We start from the raw sequence: 20,491 nt of genomic DNA, 5'->3' as shown, positions 1-20,491 counted from the left end.
TAGGATGAGCGAAGAACATCAAGCAATACATGTTGAGGAAAATGCAAACGACAAGAAAGAAAAACAGCGTTTAGTTAAAAATCCAAAAGAAAATAAGAGTGTTATCATTGGTGTTATTGCAGTCTTGTTACTTGCAGTTTTTTCAACCTCATTCTTCTTCTTAAACAGTCGTTGTACGGTAGATGGAAAGAGTGTTTGTTACGATAAAGATAATGAATATTTTAGTATTGAAGAAAATGCCTCGCTTACTGTACAAGTAGAAAATAAAGAACTTGGAGATTATCTCGTGTCCACATGGAATGAGATTCATCCGCAACATAAAGATGCAATTTCATATGTTGTACAGGAACCTTTAAGTATTGATCAAATGGCAAAAGGACTTCCTTATGATGTTATGGTGACGTCTCAAAAAAATGCTGTTTATTTTCTAGATCAGTTGGTCAATCTGGGGAATTCACTTGATACAGTAGTTGGGAGTCGTATTCCGGTCCAACTGCAAGATTCCATTAATCTTAAAGGATACTATTTCGTTCAAAACAGTATTGAAGGTGGCCTTTTTGTCTATAATAAAACCCTTCTAGAGGAAGCAGGTTTTGATTTAAAAGATTCGGATGAATCTGGTTTACCTGATGTTTTTGAGACCTGGGATCAAATCTATAAAGCTTCAGATAAAATACTGAAAAAGACCGATATGGTTTTCCCATTATCCTTTAAAGATCAAGAATCCTTTTATCCTTTCTTAACCAGCGGACGCTGGACGTTGAATTTTACAAAAAAAGGATCTGATCCTGGCTTTGAAACTCAAGAATTTAGAGATGGTCTTGTATTTATTGAAGCAATGAGCACACATAAAATGGATAAGACTCTCTCTAAAGATATGAAGGCAGAAGATCTTCCATGGCAATTGGATGCTGCATTTTATGAACGACGATCGGCCTTTAGTTTTATTACCGATTTTGAGATGGCCGATAAATACGAAGTAAGCAGTAACGATGAATATGTATATGCTCCATTCCCAGAATATATGAAGCATCGCATGTCGCCTATGGGTGAAGTCGATGGTTACATCGCACGAAAAGAGACAAAGTATCCTTCAGCAGCAGCCGAAGTAATCCGAATCTTACGCAGTGGTGAAGGGGTATCAACATATCAAAGTTCGGTAGGTAAAACGCCGATCTATCATCGCATACACCTTGATGAACTTACGATTACCGATAAACGTGTGATTGAAAAGATGAGAGCCTATAATTTCCATGACACACCACCCGTTATGGCATTGGATAATAATCCAACGAAGTTAGCACGAAGTCTTTATAAAGAAGTTGATTTTATGCCAATCTTACGAGATTTATACGATCATAAAATTACAGTTGATGAAGCGCAGATAAAAATTGTGGAATTAGCAAACAAGTGGATTGAAGAAAATGATTTGACGGAAGATGAGAAAAAAGCATTGGAAGCCAAAAAGGCTGAAGATGAAAAAAAAGAGCTTGAAGCTAAGAAAGAAAAAGAATCAAAAGAGTCAGATGATGAAGCATCTTCTGATGATGAAGCGAAAAATAATTAATTGATAATCACAGTTTTGTGATGGAGGTTAGCATGGCTAAAAACAATCGAAAAGAATTTATTTTATTCCGAGACAAAGTAATCGTACTGATATTTTTACTTTGTTCAGTCGTTACTTTGTATGCAATTTATAAGTTTAATGCAATTCCGACAAAGTATCTCATGATTATTGTAGGGATTATCCTACTTTTATTCCTTATTGGAGCGTTAATAACCATGCTCACCAAACCCGGTAAGTTGAAAAATTTTGGTAAAGTATACAGTTTAATTTTAAGTTTACTCTTGTTACTGGGAACACGTTATTTAGTTACAGGAAATAGTTTCCTTGGCAAATTAACCGGGGCAAATAAAGACACACATGTTATTTCTGTTGTGGTCATGAAAGATTCAGAATATAAAAGCATTGATGATGTTAAATCGTTATCTTTTGGTGCAAATACACGATTGGACTCGAAAAACATCGCTAAAGGTAAGAAATTAATTGATGAAAAATATAAATCAGATATTAATATCGTGGACTATGAAGATTATACGGAACTCGCAAATGATTTGTATGATGGTACACAAGAAGTCATCTTATTGAGTGAAGCACACCGTGGTTTTATTCAAGATGAGGTAAAAGATTTTGATGAAAAGACTCGTATTATAGGTACCGTAGCGTATGAAGAAGAAGTCGATTTTAAAAATAAAAATACAGACGTAATGCAAGATACATTTAGTATGTTTGTAACCGGGATTGACACCTATGGACCTGTTTCATCCGTTTCACGCTCAGATGTGAATATGATTATGACCATTGATCCTAAGAATAAGAAAATCTTATTAACAAGTATTCCTCGTGATTATCATGTTGAACTTGCATCCTTTGGAGCTTATGATAAGCTAACACATGCGGGAATTTATGGTGTCGGAGAATCAATGGCAACACTGGAAAATCTTTTCGATATCGATATTGATTACTTCGTAAAAGTAAACTTCAGTTCAGTTGAAACCATTATTGATGCATTGGGTGGCGTAGATGTTTATTCCCGATATGCATTCCAATCTTATGCAGGTGTGTATTTTGATGAAGGAATTAACCACGTAGATGGACGAAATGGTCTTATCTTTGCACGTGAACGTTATAATCTACCAAATGGTGATAATGACCGTGTTCGAAACCAACAAGCTCTCATTACAGGAATCCTTAAAAAGGCAATGTCACCCGCAATTATTACAAACTATACATCAATTCTAAACTCAGTTTCGGACTCATTCCAAATGAGTATGGAAGAAAGTGATTTTAAAAAACTCATAAAACAACAAATTAACGACATGTCTGATTGGGATATTCAATCCTATGCAGTAACTGGAACGGGAAGCTCAAGTACAACGACTTATTCAATGCCGGGACCAGCACTCTATGTGATGGAACCAAACTATGAAACAGTACGTCAAGCGCATGACTATATTGAAGCAATGGAGCGTCATGAAATTATTTCAGTCAATGAATAAAAGCCAGATATCTGGCTTTTATTTTTAAAAATCATGCAGGAGGTCTTTATGAACTGGCAACAATTATTTAATGAAGAAAAGCAAAAAGACTATTTTCGTTTACTTGAAAATAAAATCAAAGAAGAACGAAATGAGTTTACAATCTATCCACCTGAGGAGGCGGTTTTCACGGCATTTGAAAATACTAAATTTGAAGATGTAAAGGTAGTGATTTTAGGACAGGATCCTTATCATCAACCCGGTCAGGCGATGGGAATGAGTTTTTCTGTTTATAAAGATCAAAAATTACCTAAAAGTTTGATAAATATTTATAAAGAGTTGGAAGCTGATCTCGGAGTAAAAAATGAACATGGTGACTTATCATCGTGGGCGAAGCAAGGTGTTTTGCTTCTTAATACGTTGCTGACGGTAAGAGAAAGTGAGCCAATGTCTCATGCTCATATTGGATGGGAACAGTTTACGGATCGGGTAATTTCGGAATTGGGACGCCGCGAAGAACCAATCATTTTTGTGTTATGGGGGAAAAAGGCTCAAGCTAAAAAAACGCTCATCCAAGATCACCATCAATTTATTGAATCCAGTCACCCATCCCCACTTGGTGCGTATCGAGGATTTATAGGGTCGCGTCCATTTTCAAAAATCAATGCGTTGCTTAGAGAACGTCATCAAGAAGAAATTAATTGGAGTGTTACATGTTTAGACAAATAGAACCTGCGCTTGAAGCGCTTATGAAACGTAAAAATCAGACGTACGGCATTGACTTGTTTCGTCAATGTTTAGAAGATATGGGCAATCCTCAAGATTCCCTCTCTTGCATTCATATTGGTGGTACCAATGGTAAGGGGTCGACAACCAATTATACCCGTGCAATTTTACAGGAAGCCGGTTATACTGTTGGGACATTCACATCACCTCACCTTACGGTACATAACGATCGTATTCGGATAAATAATCAGAATATCACGGACTCGGATTTACTAATGTATATTAATGTAACCGAACCTTTTTGGGATCGATATCAATTAAGCATGTTTGAAATTGATGTTCTCATCTCATTTTTATACTTTCTTGATCAAGATGTAGACTATGCGATTTATGAAGTGGGTCTTGGAGGTCGACTGGATGCAACCAATGTTATCCATCCACTAATTTCTGGAATTACAAACATTGGTCTTGATCATATGAATATTCTTGGGGATACCATTGAGAAAATTGCTGCCGAAAAAGCGGGTATTATCAAGCCGAATACACCTCTTTTCACAACAGAAAGCAAAAGTTCATGTTTAGAAGTATTCCACCAACACGCACATTGTATGCAAACCGAAGTACACCCGATCCAAACACCGGTTCCTCATCGTAGTGGAATGGCCTATCACTTTGAGGTTTTGGGTGACAGCTATAGCATTGAAAATCAAGGTATTTATCAAGTTGCGAATGCAAGTCTCGCCATTAATCTCGTAAAGGCCTTGCCTCAACTTGCGATTTCAACCCAAACCATTCAGAATGCAATTTTGAATGCAACCTGGGCAGGCCGTTTTGAGCGTGTCAGCGATGGTGTTTATGTAGATGGCGCTCATAATGAGATGGGGATAGAAATGCTTGTGAGAAGCATGGAAATGCTTCCTCGACCATGGATTGCGGTATTCACAGCTCTTAAAGATAAAGACTATACGCTTATGATAAATAAATTGGAATCTGTATTTGATGAAGTTATTATCACCCAGTTTGATTTTTATCGTTCCGAAAGTGCAGAAAACTTAGCGTTTGGACATCATGTCACCATCATCAAAAATCAATATGATGCAATTGATGCAGGTATCAAACATCGAAATCATGGGACATGTGTCGTTACGGGCTCACTCTATTTTATTTCTGAGGCGCGTGATTATCTCAAAAAAAAAGCAAGACAATTGATGTGAACCCCTAAATCCAAACATGGACAGGGGTTTTTTCATGTTAACATGTAGTGCGAAATTCAAATTAATCGCAATCGAGCATGCAACGATAAACCTAATAAAGTATGGGAACCGATTTCAAATCAAGAAATATGATATCATAATATATTTAGAAAAATGATCAAGTAGATTCATCCGCACAGCCGTGACAAAATAAAAAGGACGCTCTTCTGTTTAATACAGAGAAGAATCCTTTGGTACTATTCATTAAATATAAAGCTCTTGGTTATGGGTCCACATCCATTTAAGACATGTTTTTTTATAAAACTTTACTTAAAAACTCAATGGTACGTGGATGAGATGGGTGATCAAAGATTGCTTCAGGATTACCTTGTTCACAAATAACGCCCCCATCCATAAATAATACTCGATCACTAATTTCTTTTGCGAAATTCATTTCGTGGGTAACGATGACGATGGTCATGCCACTTACCGCAAGATCTTTAATGACTTCAAGAACATCCTTAACCATTTCGGGATCTAAAGCAGAAGTTGGTTCATCAAACAGCATAACTTGAGGTTGCATAGCAAGTGCCCGAACGATTGCAAGACGCTGTTTTTGACCACCGGATAATTTACGTGGAAATTCATGAGCTTTTTCTTTTAATCCAACTTTATCAAGTAAAGATAGCCCTAAAGCATTAGCCTCATCAAGAGACATTCCCTTCTCTAAAGTTGGTGCGAGGGTGATATTTTCCAAAACCGTTAAATTTGGGAAAACATTAAAGTGTTGGAACACCATCCCAATTTCTTGACGAAGCTTATCTAAATTTTTATGATCGGGTTGTAATTCAACACCGTCAAAGATTATACTTCCAGAACATGGTGTTTCAAGTAAGTTCAAACAGCGTAACAGTGTCGATTTTCCAGACCCTGAAGGGCCAATAATTGAAACAACTTCACCTTGGGTGATGGTCTCATTAATTCCTTGAAGAACCGATAAATCGCCATATGCCTTATGTAAGTTTTTGATTTCAAGTAGCGGTTTAGTCATTGAGAGCCACCTTTCTTTCAAATGCGGAAATAAGTTTTGATGTTGAGAATGTCATCATAAAGTAAATAACACCAACAATCATTAAAGAAGGAAGTTTTAAGTGCGTTGCACTTGAAACGATCGACTCCGAAGTCATCAGGTTATTAACAAAAAATACCGATGCAAGAGATGTTTCTTTAATCATTGTAATAAATTCATTCCCTAAAGCAGGTAAGATGTTCTTAATCGCTTGGGGGAAAATAATTTTCTTCATCATATTGGTGTTTGAGATACCAAGACTTTTCGCAGCCTCAAATTGTCCTTTATCAACAGCTTGAATTCCTGCACGGAATATTTCCGCAACATAGGCGCTTGAATTAATTATGAGGGCAACCATAATCCATCCCACATCGGGTACTGAGGATGAAATGTACTCAGATCCTAAAAAATAAAATAAACTCAGTTGAAGTAAAAGGGGCGTTCCACGAATGACTTCAATATAAACATTAATAATTGCTTTTAAGGGTTTAAATTTTGACATTTTCCCCATGGCAAGAAATGCACCAAGTAGAGTGCTGATGAGAACAACTACAACAGAAATGGTTAATGTACCCCAAGCTCCCTTGAGGTACACATGTCCATAGCGATTAATGAGCTTTAATATATCCTGAAACATTTTAGTCTATCGCTCCTAATTGTTCTGCAATGCTTGTAGCGTCATCAAGCCATTGTTTATATAAATCAAGTTCTACGGCTTTCGCAATGGCTTTATTCACTTCATTCATAAGGTCTTCTTGACCTTTTTCTAAAATTACTTTTGTACCATTGTCATCGATTGTTGCGAATTTAACTTTACTTACAACGAGATTTTTATTATTGAGGGTAAAACCTTCGCCTGATGCACATGATGCGGCAATGGCATCAACTTTCCCAACATTTAATTGAAGAACGGCATCATCTAAAGTATTCACAAGCTGCATTGTTGCTTCAGGAAGCTCCGTTTCGACATATGTTTGAGGTAATGATCCGTTTTGAACGGCTACCTTTGCTGTTTTAAGATCATCGATTGTATTTAGGGTTGCTTCTTTTTCTTTGGTAACAAGGAACCCTTGGCATGTGGACTCTGTTGTATCATATGTTTCACTGAAATCAACTTGTTCGGCACGTTCGTCATTGTAAGTGAATCCTGCAATACCCATATCAAATTTTCCAAGCGATACGGCGGAGGCAATATCGCCAAAACTCATCGCTTTAATAACTAGATCAACACCAATTTCATTGGCAATAAATTTTGCGAGTTCAATATCTGCTCCAACATATTGATCTTGACCAGATTTTGTTGCATCGATGAACTCATACGGTGCGTAGTCAGGTGATGTTACTAAAACAATCTCACCTTTTGCCTTGATGGCTTCGAGTTTACTTACGGTTGAATCCTTTTTACCACAACCGGTTAATACTAATAATGTAATACTTGCTACGATAAATAATTTTTTCATTTTGTTTCTCTCCTTGTGATGTTCGCTTTAAGTTTGGTTTGTGCGCTTTGCGAAGTCACGTCGTCGTTTGATTCCCATAAAAATTCTCCTCACTCTTATTTGAATCTAGGAACAAAAAAACGTCCCTAGATAGTTATATCTAGAGACGTGTTAAACGCGGTACCACTCTAATTGCCATATGTTTTTCATATGACCTCTCTCCTGTAACGCTAGGTTTGCGGTTTATCCTACTCTTTGTTCAGATAAACATCTCCCAAGTGCGGTTCAACATAATTCATCCATTAGGCTTCCACCATCCCTAATTCGCTATCGACATCCGAATGTCTACTCTCTTGTTCTGCGATTTAAGTGAAATAATATCGTACAATCAAATCTTTGTCAATACTTTTATTTATCGTTGTAAGGGAATTGATCTTTCTTAATTGGATGGTTTTTTGCCCAAGTCCTATGTTCTACTGAATAAATAACATCATCACCTAATGTGCGTAAGCGGTCTAATATTTTTTCGTTTTTGATTTGAAGGCCATCAAAATCACAATCTTCAATAAAGACATACTTCTGAACAATCCGTGCACCCATGTAAGATAAAATCGGCTTGAGCTGTTGTTCAGCCATTAAAAAATACTTTGGTGATCCTGCAGTTACAACAATACCTGCACTTTTATCAACCAACGCATGCATTGGTAGTAAATCAAAAATATTTTTAAGGGCTCCAGGAATAGAGGTTTGATACGTTGGCGTTCCAACAATGAGTGCATCGGCCTCCAAAATTGCATTAATAACATATTGGGTATCGGAATTATATTGATTAACGGGGCGTCCATCACTAAATTGGAGATCATAATCTCCGATATTAATAATCTCCGTGTCAATAGTATGATTGTGTTTGGTTATCTCTTGGATAACATAGTCCAAAGCGACACGTGTCTTGCGGCCTGCTACTGAACCTGTGATTGCGATTATTTTCATGATGACACTCCATTTCTAAAAATTGTATCGCTTTCATTATAGAGTTACATGCTGCAAAATGAAAGGAATTCGCATGACTTTATGACAATAACATAAGTTTCGATTACAATTCAATTTCATTATAATAAGAATGTGTTAAAATTTTGATGATAAGGAGGTAGCATATGAAAAAACTCATCGTTCCAGCAATTCTTGCTGCGGCAGGCTATGGTCTGTATAAATATATAAATGAACCGACAACGAGAAATCGATTTCTAAAACCCGTTATGGTACCGACTCTTGGGCGTGATAAAGATATTTTCGTAGGGGAGAAACACTTATATTCGTTTTATATTAGTGAAGGTGATTTTACCCGTATTCTTAAAGAACACATTCGAATTAAACAAGCAGGTTTTGATTTAAATATCAATGAATCTTATACAAATATGCGTTTTGAGGAAATGATTTTACCTCGAATGGATACAAACAGTAATGATACGATTCAAGCAGATATTATTGCAAATTACAGAGAAAATGGCAGTTTAAAAGTAGGGGTAATTAAAGAGATAAATATTGGTCCGGATACGGATGTAAGAGAACGAAGAATTACGCGTAAAGACTTAGAAATGTTTGCGGATCGTTATCAACAACAAGATATTCCTGGCGTGATTACAGTTCGCTTCCATCTAAAAGAGGCCGATGCGTTTAAGGAGTCCCTAGATGTTGTCATTCTAAAAGATCGTACATTATTTATTTTTGAACCGGGTAAAGAACATGAAGACAGTGGTCAAATTGGGATTCATACATGGTTTGGATCTCGAGATCATGAAGCAACGTATACCTATGAAATGGCCTATCATTTTGGTGATTTCAAATAAAAGTCCACGCGATGTGGACTTTTTTCTTTATGGCTTTCGAATCAATTCTTTTTGAGGAACTGTATTTTCGGTTGCGAATATAAGATTGTAAGGTGTATCTTGATTTACGTTAAAAATTAGAGTTGCTTGGTTGTTTCGTGCATTGAGGTCCATTCGTTCGTGATTGTTATTTAAAACAAGACGGGGTGGAAGGTAGGTCGTTGCATCTTCAGAGACAAGTGTAAAGGCATTTCTGAAATCAATAATTGGGTCGTCACTTTGTAAATCAAGTGTTACGGAGATGATCGCAAACTCTTGGTTTTTTTCAGTTCGTTCAATATCGCCATCCGGTTTTTTATAGTTCTCACTGAATTCAATGGAATCGACATTAAACGGAATCAAGCGTAATGTTTTGCCCTGTGTATTTGGATAAATACTTTGATTAAAAATCTTAAAAAATTGTGCATAAGGTGCTTCAAGCTCGTTATTGATATCGAATCGTGCATAATTCCGATAGGTTATTCGGTTAATCGGTGTAAAGCGTTTAAACTTAAGGTGAATCTTATAGAGATCAAAACGATGGTCTTCAATGAATGAATCAAATGCTTGGTTTGGATCTTCAAAAATTAATTCAGAATGTTCATCAAAGCACAATGCATATTCAGGCTTTGCATCTAAGAACCCACCGGGATCGGTAAATGTTAAAGATGGCTGTTGACACTGCGTTTTCGGTTCAATTGAACGAGGCCAATTTTCTAAATAAAAGGTTATGACGATGCATAGACACGCGATCAAGACGTATCCTCCCATGATTGTTAGGTTAAACCGGTGTGGACGTGTTGCATAGTTGGGTTGATTAAAGCGAATTCGTTTTGATAGGAAATAAACTGGAAAGCCCAAGATTGTTAGGAGTACAAAAAGCGGTAATGTATAGTTAAAAAAGAATTTCATATGTGTTCCCCCTTATATTCTTATTATAGTTGGATTGTTCTTAGAATGTGTGTGAGTGTGGTAAAAAAGCAAAAAAACACAAATCTTAAAGATTTGTGTTGAGATAATGGGTTGCGAGTGTTTCAAGGTGGTCGAGTGTTTCATCGAGGTCATCAAAGGTGGTGATCGGATTAATTGTACACATTCTTAATACGGTGTGTCCTTTGAGTTCGGTTGTAAAGATACCTGCAAATTCATCGGCAACAATTTGCTTTGCGAGATAGGTATTGAGTGAATCCAACGCTTCGTCCGTTAAATCAGGATGGATGTAACGAAAATTAATAATCGAAAACTGAGCAGGTGAGATCATTTCCCAATGACTGTATTTTAGAATTCGTTCTTGAACGTAATTCGCAAGTTCTTGGCCATGATCAATGCGACGAGAATATTCTTCAATTCCAATAGTTTGCAGTGAAAGCCATAATTTTAGTGCGCGAGTCGGTCGTGTAAGCTCAATTCCCATCGAGCCAAAATTTGTTACACGGTCACCATCAATATCTTTTAAATATTCAGGGCTGGCATCGAAACTGTTGAGAAGATCTTGCTTATCTTTCACAAGAATCATGGCGCAACTATAAGTTTGATAGAGTAATTTATGGGCATCCCAGCTAACACTATCTGCTTTATGAATTCCCTTAAGGCGGTGTACTTGACTGGTTGAAAGAAGGAAAGACGCTCCATACGCGCCATCAACATGCATCCAAAGAGAATACTTCTTACATAAATCACCGATATCATTTAAGGGATCTACGGTTCCAGTATTGGTCGTTCCTGCAGTTGCAACTACGCAACAAGGAACCAATCCTTGGTTTAAGTCCTCTAAAATTGTTCGTTCAAGAATGTCCGTTTTAATTTGAAAGGCTTCATCGGTATCAATAAAACGGAATTGACGGCTCGTAAATCCAATAATTTTTAAGCCCTTTTCCACAGAGTGGTGTGTTTGATCAGAAAGATAAATGACCCCCAAGTGTCGGTTATCTTCATTCAATACTTTATCCCTTGCTGCAATAAGTCCCGTTAGGTTTGCCATAGAACCACCTGAAACAAACAACCCGCCAGCATGTTCATCATAGCCGATTTGTTTGGTGAGCCAACAAATGGTGTTTTCTTCGATCGTACTTGCGGCAGAACTATTAACCCAATTACTTGCATGCACATTATAAGCGCTCGACATTAAATCACCCAAAACAGAAACCTTTGTAGCCGGTCCGGGGATAAATCCAAAATGACGTGGGTGAGCACTGCGTAAACTATAGGGATAAATATCCGTCATCAATTGAGATACAACGGAATTGAGGTCGCGTCCTTGTTGCGGCATATCTTGATTTTTAAGACGATCTAAAACGTCTTCCGGTGCGATTGTACAGACAGGTCCGGTACCTGGATTTGTTTCACCTTGATAAAAAGTTTTAATAAATTCAATCATCATAGCTTCAATTGAAGCATCTTCATCGAGTTCATATCGTTTCATTTACATACCTCCATTAACTTGACTTCGTGTTAATGAAAATATACCATAACTTATAGAATAAGATAATTTAATAGATTTTATAAAACGGATAAAAAAAATTAATGGGAGAGCGTATGAATCTGAGACATTTTCAAACATTTGTGAAGGTTGTGGAGAAAGAAAGTTTTAGTAAGGCAGCGGATGCCTTAGGTTATACTCAAGCGGCCGTGACCGTTCAAATCCAACAACTTGAAGAAGAACTTCAAACAAAACTCTTTGACCGCATGAATCGTAAAATTCACCTCACGGAAGAAGGCGAGGCATTTATATTTTATGCGAACGAAGTTTTAAGAACCGTTGAGGAAGCGCGTATCTTTAATCAATCGACCAAAAAAGAACACGGTACCATTCGCGTCGGAACGGTCGGATCGTTGGGGTCGAGCATTTTTCCAGACCTTATCTATAATTTTCACAAGGAACATCCCAACGTGGAAATTAAAGTGATCATCGGAAAAACAGAAGAACTGCTGGGTATGGTACGGCGAAACGAAATCGACATCCTTTTCACACTCGATTATCAACTTTATGGTGCAGATATGGTAAAAGTATTTGAAAAGGAAGAAACCATTCTGTTTGTAAGTGCGGATGAGACGGTAAGCAGTACAAAAATCTATAACCTTGAAGAATTTTCGGATGCACCATTTTTACTGACCGAACAAGGTGAGGCGTATCGCTATGAACTTGAGCGCAATCTTGCGAAGCGACGCGTGAACTTAAATGCGATTTTAGAGGTTGGAGATACAGAAATTATCATCGCTGTCTTGAAAAAAGGACTTGGGTTATCGTTTCTTCCTGAATTTTCAGTAAAAGAAGAACTCGAACAACGCGTATTAAAAACGGTGAATGTTGATATTCCTACGGTTTCGATGTACGCTCAAGTCCTTTATCACGAAAAAAAATTCCTGACGACCCACATGAAGTCATTTATCCAGGAAATTGAACAAACCTATATTCGTCGAAAATAAAAAAACCCACTCTAAAGAGTGGGTGTAATTTCAATATGGGGCGACCGACGGGACTCGAACCCGCGCATGCCGGAACCACAATCCGGTGTGTTAACCGACTTCACCACGATCGCCATATCCTCGTCAATTATAACCATAAAAATTAATCTTGTAAAGAGTAGAAAGACCTAAAAATTAAGAATTCAAAGGGGATGAACAAAACGTGATTGTTGGTCATCATATTTTAAGGTTTCTTGAATTCAAATCACCAAAATGATACTATTTTAAAACGAAATTTCGAATTCTAGATGAAAATTCATCAAATTAACAAACTATCTTGCTATTTTCATTAAATGAAAATGACTTTGGAGAACTATCCTTATAGAATGTATGTGTACGTGCTAAAGAGCATAAAGGAGTACGTTCATATCGAGGAGTTTGTACAATTCACGGTTGATATAATTGAGTGTTTTAACAAGACGAAAGAACAAATAAAAACCCACTTAAAGTGGGTGTTATTTCAATATGGGGCGACCGACGGGACTCGAACCCGCGCATGCCGGAACCACAATCCGGTGTGTTAACCGACTTCACCACGATCGCCATTGCTAGACCATTATAGCGTTTAAAAAAACGTTTGTAAAGGCGCTCACCAAAAAATAGTGAATTATATAAGAAATATGATATAGTAATCATACTAATGGAGGACATTTATGATGAAAATTGCTGTTATCACAGACTCATCGGCAGGTGTTTCAAAGCAAGAAGCAATTGATCATGAGATTATCGTAGCACGTATGCCTTTAACAATCGATGGAAAAGCATATATGGAAGAAGAAGGGATCTCTCGTGAACAATTGATTCAAGCCATGAAAAACGGATCATCTGTTTCAACATCACAACCACCTTTAGGTAGGTTGATTGAATTGTTTGATGACGTTTTAAAAACATATGACCATATAATCTTTTTACCGATTTCAAGTAAACTTAGCGGGACGTATCAAACGGCATGCGGACTGACTCAAGATTATGATGGACGCGTAACGGTTATTGATTCAAAATTTGTCAGTTGCCCATTGTTTTTATTAAGTCTTGAAGTTAAGGAAATGATAAGGCGGGGTATGGAACCGGATGCTATAAGGACGCTCATCGAAGATGAAGCGGATATGTATGCATCACTCATACCTGAGAATATTATCTACCTTAAGCGTGGAGGTCGTATTACGCCAGCAGCTGCAGCCATTGCGAATTTACTCAAAATCGTACCTGTATTAAAGGTTTCAAATGGTGAAATTGATTTGGCTGAAAAAGTAAGGACCTACAAAAAAGCAGTCCGCGTTGGTTTTGATCACACTGTGGTAGATCGGAATAAAGATGATTATGAATGGATTGTTTTAGACGGCGGTTGTGAAGAAAAAATCTACAATGCTGTTGTGAAAGATTTAGAAAAACATTTTGGGATTGAGGTCATAAAACGTCCTTTATATCCTATTGTACTTGCTCATACTGGACCTGGCAGCATTGCGATTGCTTGGCGAAAAAAACTTATTAAAGATAAAATATAGAGAAGGAGCTTTAATATGAATAAAATTGAAACAAAACTTGTTGGACACATCGAAGATATTATTCTTGATGCGTTTGGTATTGAAAAAGAAGATGGACTTGTAATGTTAGAAATCCCTAATAATCCAGAAATGGGAGATTACTCAACAAACATCGCAATGCGTCTTACAAAACGTGTTGGTAAAAATCCACGTGAAATTGCTAGCGTTATTGTGGAGAAATTAGAAAATAATGAGATGGTTGACTCCATTAGTGTTGCGGGACCTGGATTTATTAACTTTGTTATGAAACCAGCAGTTTTAGGTAGCGTTATTAATGATGTTATTGAGGCTGGTAAAGATTATGGTCGTTCCAATGCAGGGGAAGGAATCCGTTTACTCAATGAATATGTATCGGCGAACCCTACTGGACAACTTCATGTTGGTCACGCACGTGGAGCCGCATGGGGTGATTCACTTTCACGTATTATGTCCTTTGCAGGATATGACGTACTTCGTGAGTATTATATTAATGACCTTGGTAATCAAATTTTGATGTTAAGTCATTCACTTTATGCACGTTATAAACAAGCATTTGGTATCGAAGCATCATTGCCTGAAGATGGATATCATGGACCCGATATTGTGGAAATCGCAAATGATGTGAAAGATGCTGAAGGTGACAAATGGTTAGATGCACCGGAAGAAGAATGGGTACCTTATTTTAAAGAACTTGGAATTAAATTAGAATTAGAGCGCATTAAAGAAGATTTAAATACTTTTGGAGTTGAAATGGATTCATGGGTTAGTGAAAAATGGCTCTATGATGATGGACGTGTAGAGGAATCCTTAGAAGCACTTAAAGCAAAAGGTGTAACGTTTGAAGAAGATGGCGCACTATGGCTTCGTTCAACAGATTTTGGGGATGATAAAGACCGTGTCCTTATTAAGAGTGATGGATCTTATACCTATCTCGTACCTGATATCGCAAACCACATTTATAAACTCGAACGTGGTTATACACATTTACTAAACCTATGGGGTGGCGATCACCATGGTTATATTGTACGTATGCAAGCTGCACTTGAAGCGCTCGGCCATCCAAATGTTCTGGATGTTGATATTATTCAAATGGTTCGTCTTGTGGACGAAGGTGTTGAAGTTAAAATGTCAAAACGTACAGGGAATGCACTGGGTCTTGTTGAACTGGTTGATGATATTGGTGTTGATGCAACACGTTACTTCTTTGTAAGCCGTGCTTTAGCAACGCCACTTGATTTTGACCTTGGTCTAGCACGTAAAAAATCAAACGATAACCCAGTATTCTATGTTCAATATGCACATGCTCGTATTTGTTCAATTTTACGTCAAGCAGGAGAAGTTCCTCATGTTGATGTCATTGATCAACTTACAAATCCTAAAGAAATTGCCTTATTAAAAGAAATTAATGAGTTTAGTTCTGTTGTTGCAGATGCTGCGAAAAGACGTGAAGTTCATAAGATTGCAAATTATGTTCAAGATCTTGCATCATCCTTCCATAGTTTCTATGGTGAAGTAAAAGTTATGGATCCAAGTAACCCGGAACTACAAGCACAACGTCTAAATTTACTTGTAGCGGTAAAAATTACCCTAAGTAATGCCTTGAACTTAATCGGTGTTAATGCACCAGAACAAATGTAATTCTTGTACATTTTGTTGTTCTATTGTATTATTTAAGTGTTACAGGGGGTGATGGTATGTCACTAAAAAATAGTTCCGTAGCCATTTACCGACAAATCATTGAGTATCTTGAATTAGAAATTGCCTCGGGTCGACTTAATGCAGGGGATCGCATTGAGTCAATCCGGGCACTTGCTTTATTCTTTAAAGTAAATCCGAATACAGTTCAAAAAGCACTCAATGAGCTCGAGCGTGATGGTTTGATTGAAACAGATCGCACAAATGGTAAATTTGTTACAGATAAACAAGAAATAATTAAGAAGTTAAGAAGTGAATTGGGACGTCGTTACAGTGTTGTATTTGTTGAGAAAACGAAAACACTTGGTCTTGACCTTGAAGAAACAATAAGCCTTCTTAAAAATGAATGGGAGGTTGGGAAACATGAATAACGAAAATGGTTTGGTCATTTCACATTTAAATAAGCATTATGGAAAAAATCAAGTGCTTAAGAATATTAATTTAAATTTGGAATCTGGAAAAATAGTGGGTCTTTGTGGTCCAAATGGAGCAGGAAAGACAACCTTAATTAAGACGATTGTTGGTCTTCTTCGTGATTATCACGGAGATATTCAGGTATGTGGAAATCCAGTTGGTCCTGATTCGAAAGCTGTTGTTTCATATCTTCCTGATGTGGAATACTTAGCACCCAATCTTACAGGACACAAAGCAGCAAGACTCTATAGTGATATGTATGCTGATTTTGATATGGGCGTTTTAGAAGACTTATTCCTTAAGATGAAATTAGATGGAAGCATGCCTGTTTCAAAGATGTCTAAAGGGATGCGTGAAAAGTTCCAGCTTGCTTTATGTTTATCGCGTAAAGCACGTATCTATATATTTGATGAGCCGATTGCAGGTGTTGATCCTGCATCACGCGATTCGATTATCGAAACAATTTTAAGCAATTATACTCAAGATGCACTACTTATCATTTCAACACATCTCATTCAAGATATTGAAGGTGTCTTGGACGAAGTCGTCTTCATTAAAGATGGTGCGATTCTCATGCACGAAAATTGTGATGATTTACGTGAAGCACGTGGACAAACAATTGATGAAATCTTTAGGGAGGAATTCAAATGGTAGGAAAACTATTTAAAAATGATTTGGTAGATTCTTATAAAGCGTATGCACCTGTTGTAGGGATGATGATTGCAGGATGTGTTCTTACAATCTTGATGATTCAATTAGCGATTAATGATCGATTTGGAATCTTTGGAACCTTTATTGCGTTAGCGTTGTTTGCACTCGTAGTTATTGTGACAGTGATGTCCGTGCGAGCAAATATCTATGTACTTTATACAAGCATCTATCATAAAAACGGATATCGACTCTTTACGTTACCGGTTAAGACTTGGCAAATTCTTGTATCAAAATTATTAGTGGCGTTCTTTTGGTCAGTGATTATGGGTTTACTCCTAATTCTATCCCTGTTCATCATTACTTTCACAACAACAGGAAGTCTTGCAATCTATGGCCAAGCAATGCAGGAATTATCCCAATACTTTGCACAGTATTTTGAATCGAGTGTCGCATTTTTTGCGGTTATTGATAACCTCTTAAACTTTGCGCTCAGTTCGCTTGTCATTCTCTTTGCAGGTGCTGTGGCACATTCAAGCTATTTCCAAAATAATCGTGGATTAGTTGCTGTGGGGATTGCAGTTTTAATCGCTATTGTTCTCGGACAAATTGGTGCGTATGTTGATACTTCGTTTGGAAGTGTTTTATTACGCTATGATTCTTATGCATTCTTACAAGGTGGAAGTATTCCAGTTGGTGAGTTTGCGCTTGTGGTCTTATATCAAATTCTTGTCTGTGGGTTCTTGACCTTTGGAACACTTTGGTTTTGGAACCATAAGTTAGAAGTTATGTAGCAAATTTAAAAACCTGATATACAATCAGGTTTTTTTTTTGCAAAACATGTGATAATGCGTGAACTTTTGTGATTTATTGACTTTGCAAAGGTTTCGCATTATTGTAATCAAGGTAAAGGAATGTGTAATTATGGAAAAAAATAATAAATTATTACTGATTCTTGTTTTTGTACTGTCGTTAGGGACGCTCAGTGTGGGTGGCTTTTTTGCAATCCAAGCATGGCAGACGTACCAAACAACCCTTACAAAAGCAACGATATCAAACCACAGTCAATACAGTCTTCGAAATAATGCAACGGCATATCAAAAAGAACTTTATGAAGAACTTGCTTCTGTTGAATCAGGTTCGGATGCGGTAATTTCTGAACTCATTTCGAAAAACTTTATTGCTGATTTTTATACGTGGACAAATAAAGTTCGAATGAATGACGTTGGTGGCATTCAATTTCTACATCCGGATATCAAAGTCTGGGTATATGATCAAGCGCTTGATCGCTTCTATAATGATATGCGTGTTTATATTGAACGAGAACAAGTTGAGGATACGCTAGAGGTAACGGGAATCGAGGTTACTTCGAAGAAAACAAAGTTCTTGCTTCATGACCATGAAGTACCCGCATATCAAGTCAATGCAACATGGACATACAAAGATTCAACCGTGCTTGATACAAAAAATTATCAACATGCGGCACAGATTATGGTCGTTAAGGTAGACGACACCTATTCAATTGTGGAGGTATCAAATGGAACTCAAACTTCAACCGAAACAAACCCAGCGTAAAGAAAATCGTATTGTGGGGACGTTATTGCTTATTCTCTCAAACATTCTACCACTGGGGCTTATTGTCTTCTTAGGAAGATTTGCATCCATTCATGGACGTTACTTTGCAATCGGTACACTAAGTGTTATGGTATTTATTCTTCTTCTTAATATTCTCTATATACTTGGTTATTTAAAATCAAATAAACTTTTTAGATACGTATTTCTAATATTGTCTGTTGTATGGCTTTTGGTTGGATCGGTTGGTTCGTTTTACGCAATTAAAACCAATGCCATCACCAACGCCATTCTTAATAAAGACGAAGTTCGTGAATTTAGTGTTGTGAGTTTTAGTGGGGATGAAGTGCTTGAGGGTAAAACAGTAGCGTATGCACCCATGAATGAACCCGAAGTTGAAACATCGATTAAGAAAAAAATCGCGGATAAAGCGGATAATGTTGTTTTTGAGAAATATGATAATTATCGTGACTTGTTATCAGCGGTAAGTGCGAAGAAGATTGATGTTGCGGTATTACCCCTTAATTACCACACATTAACTCAAGAAATTCCAGATGGGTCAAATCCTTTTGTGGAATCAAAAGAATTATTTACGTTTTCCACATCCCTTACAAAACAATCCAACACTGAAGTGGATGTTATTAAAGAGCCATTTACAATGCTTATGTTGGGATTAAATGATGATCTTGCAGACTCAATTATTCTTGCATCCTTTAACCCCGAAACGCTTAAAGTTACGATGACAAGTATTGCACGGGATTCGTATGTTCCAATCGCTTGTTATCCAAACGAATCTTACGATAAAATAAATCATTCTCATGGGATTAGTTCACAATGTATGGTAGATACAATTGAAAACTATCTGGGTGTTAAGGTTGATTTTGTGTTTGAAACGGATTTTTATGCACTTGAAAATATGGTAGATGCGATTGGGGGCTTAGAAATTGAAAGTCCGACAACATTTGCAGGTTCATTTCCACTTGAAAAACAATACGATGACGATGGTGAGCCCATTATGGAAGGTGTTACCATTCCAGAAGGGAAAAACCTTCTGAACGGTAAACAAGTTGTCACTTTTGCACGAGAACGTCGTATTGAAAACATGGCAAATGGTGATTTTGACCGCCAAGTCAATCAACAGTATGTTATTAAAGAAATGGCAAATAAAATTCTTGCGACACGAAATCCGAATACGATCTTAAATGTTTTGGATTCGGCGAAGAAAAATATTACCATGACGCTTCCACTTGAAACCATTTCCAAACTCATGGGATATGCATTGCAAAGTATTGATCGTTCTCCGGTAGACCCCATGTCAACATTTAGAGTTGTGCAAACTCAGATTGCGGGTGAAGGAACGATTATTAATGGTGTGTGGTATGCGAAGCCTTTTGAAAATCAGTATTTACAAGCAAAGAAAGTCATTTTGGATAATCTAAAATCAGATGCAGACTTACGAAATGAATACGACTTTACGTTTACCTATGGTAAACCTTATCAAACAGATCTGATTTCTTCGGAAAATTCAGAAGATACCGGTCCGCTTTTGACGGTGCTTAAACCAAGTGAGCGCAGTGCACAAGCCGTTGATGTCTTAGATTTTAATGGCCTCTCTCAATCAGAAATTCAATCGTGGGCGGATAAAAACCATGTTTCAGTTACCTTTGATGTAATCAAACCGGACTCCCCAGAGTTCAAGCATGATTACATTAACAATCAAGTGCTCGAACAAGATGTTAAGCCCGGATTTTATAACGAAGGTGTAAATGCAATCCACATTAAAATCGTGAATAAGTAAAAAAGAAAACAACCACTTCAGGTTGTTTTCAAATTCTAATCTAAG

Annotated in this window: 19 protein-coding genes, 2 tRNA genes and 1 other annotated feature; of the genes, 13 read left to right on the top strand and 8 right to left on the bottom strand. The window is 37.1% G+C overall.

The annotated features are described in order from the left end of the window. Positions 1–4 precede the first annotated feature (4 nt). The 4 genes from EPJ89_RS02525 to EPJ89_RS02510 are packed head-to-tail and all read left to right on the top strand — an operon-like array spanning position 5 to position 4,979. On the top strand, positions 5–1,567 hold the full coding sequence (locus EPJ89_RS02525; RefSeq protein ID WP_200542557.1) for an ABC transporter substrate-binding protein: 1,563 nt from the start codon (positions 5–7) through the stop codon (positions 1,565–1,567). Positions 1,568–1,599: 32 nt separating this feature from the next. Next, complete coding sequence (locus tag EPJ89_RS02520; protein ID WP_200548924.1) at positions 1,600–3,060, top strand: LCP family protein; 1,461 nt, start codon at positions 1,600–1,602, stop codon at positions 3,058–3,060. 48 nt (positions 3,061–3,108) lie between these two features. Continuing rightward, positions 3,109–3,768, top strand: coding sequence for a uracil-DNA glycosylase (locus EPJ89_RS02515; protein ID WP_161636766.1), 660 nt, complete (start codon positions 3,109–3,111; stop codon positions 3,766–3,768). Beyond that, positions 3,753–4,979: a bifunctional folylpolyglutamate synthase/dihydrofolate synthase gene (locus EPJ89_RS02510; protein WP_200548922.1), complete on the top strand. Its 1,227-nt coding sequence runs from the start codon at positions 3,753–3,755 to the stop codon at positions 4,977–4,979. The genes EPJ89_RS02515 and EPJ89_RS02510 overlap by 16 nt, the downstream gene beginning before the upstream one ends. A gap of 295 nt (positions 4,980–5,274) precedes the next feature. On the opposite strand, the gene EPJ89_RS02505 is transcribed toward EPJ89_RS02510, so the two are convergent. The 4 genes from EPJ89_RS02505 to EPJ89_RS02490 all read right to left on the bottom strand — a co-directional run bounded on the left by EPJ89_RS02505 (position 5,275) and on the right by EPJ89_RS02490 (position 8,456). Further along, complete coding sequence (locus tag EPJ89_RS02505; RefSeq protein ID WP_161636764.1) at positions 5,275–6,009, bottom strand: amino acid ABC transporter ATP-binding protein; 735 nt, start codon at positions 6,007–6,009, stop codon at positions 5,275–5,277. Continuing rightward, positions 6,002–6,664, bottom strand: a complete 663-nt coding sequence (locus tag EPJ89_RS02500; RefSeq protein WP_161636763.1) for an amino acid ABC transporter permease — start codon at positions 6,662–6,664, stop codon at positions 6,002–6,004. The genes EPJ89_RS02505 and EPJ89_RS02500 overlap by 8 nt, the downstream gene beginning before the upstream one ends. A 1-nt stretch (position 6,665) precedes the next feature. Continuing rightward, positions 6,666–7,487 (bottom strand): transporter substrate-binding domain-containing protein, encoded by an 822-nt coding sequence (locus EPJ89_RS02495; protein ID WP_161636762.1) that lies wholly within the window; start codon positions 7,485–7,487, stop codon positions 6,666–6,668. A 138-nt stretch (positions 7,488–7,625) separates the two neighbouring features. Beyond that, positions 7,626–7,836, bottom strand: a binding site (T-box leader). A gap of 38 nt (positions 7,837–7,874) precedes the next feature. Then, positions 7,875–8,456: an NADPH-dependent FMN reductase gene (locus EPJ89_RS02490; RefSeq protein ID WP_200548920.1), complete on the bottom strand. Its 582-nt coding sequence runs from the start codon at positions 8,454–8,456 to the stop codon at positions 7,875–7,877. A gap of 164 nt (positions 8,457–8,620) precedes the next feature. On the opposite strand from EPJ89_RS02490, the gene EPJ89_RS02485 reads away from it, so the two are divergent. Beyond that, the gene (locus EPJ89_RS02485; RefSeq protein ID WP_161636760.1) at positions 8,621–9,313 is read left to right on the top strand and encodes a hypothetical protein; all 693 of its coding nucleotides are present in this window, start codon (positions 8,621–8,623) and stop codon (positions 9,311–9,313) included. 27 nt (positions 9,314–9,340) lie between these two features. Here the strand turns inward: EPJ89_RS02485 and EPJ89_RS02480 are convergent, their stop codons facing one another. Together EPJ89_RS02480 and EPJ89_RS02475 are read right to left on the bottom strand one after the other, a co-directional pair. After that, positions 9,341–10,243 (bottom strand): hypothetical protein, encoded by a 903-nt coding sequence (locus tag EPJ89_RS02480; RefSeq protein ID WP_200548918.1) that lies wholly within the window; start codon positions 10,241–10,243, stop codon positions 9,341–9,343. Positions 10,244–10,328: 85 nt separating this feature from the next. Next, a complete protein-coding gene (locus EPJ89_RS02475; RefSeq protein ID WP_161636758.1) occupies positions 10,329–11,753 on the bottom strand; it encodes a pyridoxal phosphate-dependent decarboxylase family protein in 1,425 nt (474 codons plus the stop codon). Positions 11,754–11,866: 113 nt separating this feature from the next. On the opposite strand from EPJ89_RS02475, the gene EPJ89_RS02470 reads away from it, so the two are divergent. Beyond that, a complete protein-coding gene (locus EPJ89_RS02470; protein ID WP_161636757.1) occupies positions 11,867–12,757 on the top strand; it encodes a LysR family transcriptional regulator in 891 nt (296 codons plus the stop codon). Positions 12,758–12,793: 36 nt separating this feature from the next. Here the strand turns inward: EPJ89_RS02470 and EPJ89_RS02465 are convergent. Next, a tRNA-His gene (locus EPJ89_RS02465) sits at positions 12,794–12,870 on the bottom strand. Between the two features lie 392 nt (positions 12,871–13,262). Continuing rightward, positions 13,263–13,339 (bottom strand) — tRNA-His (locus tag EPJ89_RS02460). Positions 13,340–13,449: 110 nt separating this feature from the next. Here EPJ89_RS02460 and EPJ89_RS02455 point away from each other — a divergent pair. The 7 genes from EPJ89_RS02455 to EPJ89_RS02425 all read left to right on the top strand — a co-directional run bounded on the left by EPJ89_RS02455 (position 13,450) and on the right by EPJ89_RS02425 (position 20,446). Then, on the top strand, positions 13,450–14,301 hold the full coding sequence (locus EPJ89_RS02455) for a DegV family protein (protein WP_200548916.1): 852 nt from the start codon (positions 13,450–13,452) through the stop codon (positions 14,299–14,301). 15 nt (positions 14,302–14,316) lie between these two features. Next, positions 14,317–15,957 (top strand): arginine--tRNA ligase, encoded by a 1,641-nt coding sequence (gene argS / locus EPJ89_RS02450; RefSeq protein WP_200548914.1) that lies wholly within the window; start codon positions 14,317–14,319, stop codon positions 15,955–15,957. Between the two features lie 56 nt (positions 15,958–16,013). Next, a complete protein-coding gene (locus EPJ89_RS02445) occupies positions 16,014–16,385 on the top strand; it encodes a GntR family transcriptional regulator (RefSeq protein ID WP_161636755.1) in 372 nt (123 codons plus the stop codon). Then, entirely contained in the window at positions 16,378–17,082 is a 705-nt protein-coding gene (locus EPJ89_RS02440) for an ABC transporter ATP-binding protein (RefSeq protein WP_200548913.1), read from the top strand. The genes EPJ89_RS02445 and EPJ89_RS02440 overlap by 8 nt, the downstream gene beginning before the upstream one ends. Continuing rightward, on the top strand, positions 17,076–17,870 hold the full coding sequence (locus tag EPJ89_RS02435) for a hypothetical protein (protein WP_161636754.1): 795 nt from the start codon (positions 17,076–17,078) through the stop codon (positions 17,868–17,870). Before EPJ89_RS02440 ends, EPJ89_RS02435 begins: the two co-directional genes overlap by 7 nt. Before the next feature lie 130 nt (positions 17,871–18,000). Continuing rightward, positions 18,001–18,651, top strand: coding sequence for a hypothetical protein (locus tag EPJ89_RS02430; RefSeq protein ID WP_200548912.1), 651 nt, complete (start codon positions 18,001–18,003; stop codon positions 18,649–18,651). Beyond that, a complete protein-coding gene (locus tag EPJ89_RS02425) occupies positions 18,614–20,446 on the top strand; it encodes an LCP family protein (protein WP_200548911.1) in 1,833 nt (610 codons plus the stop codon). The genes EPJ89_RS02430 and EPJ89_RS02425 overlap by 38 nt, the downstream gene beginning before the upstream one ends. Positions 20,447–20,491 lie beyond the last annotated feature (45 nt).

The sequence above is a fragment of the Erysipelothrix sp. strain 2 (EsS2-6-Brazil) genome, from assembly GCF_016617625.1.
GTDB lineage: Bacteria > Bacillota_I > Bacilli_A > Erysipelotrichales > Erysipelotrichaceae > Erysipelothrix > Erysipelothrix piscisicarius.
This window is presented reverse-complemented; position numbering and strand designations above follow the sequence as displayed.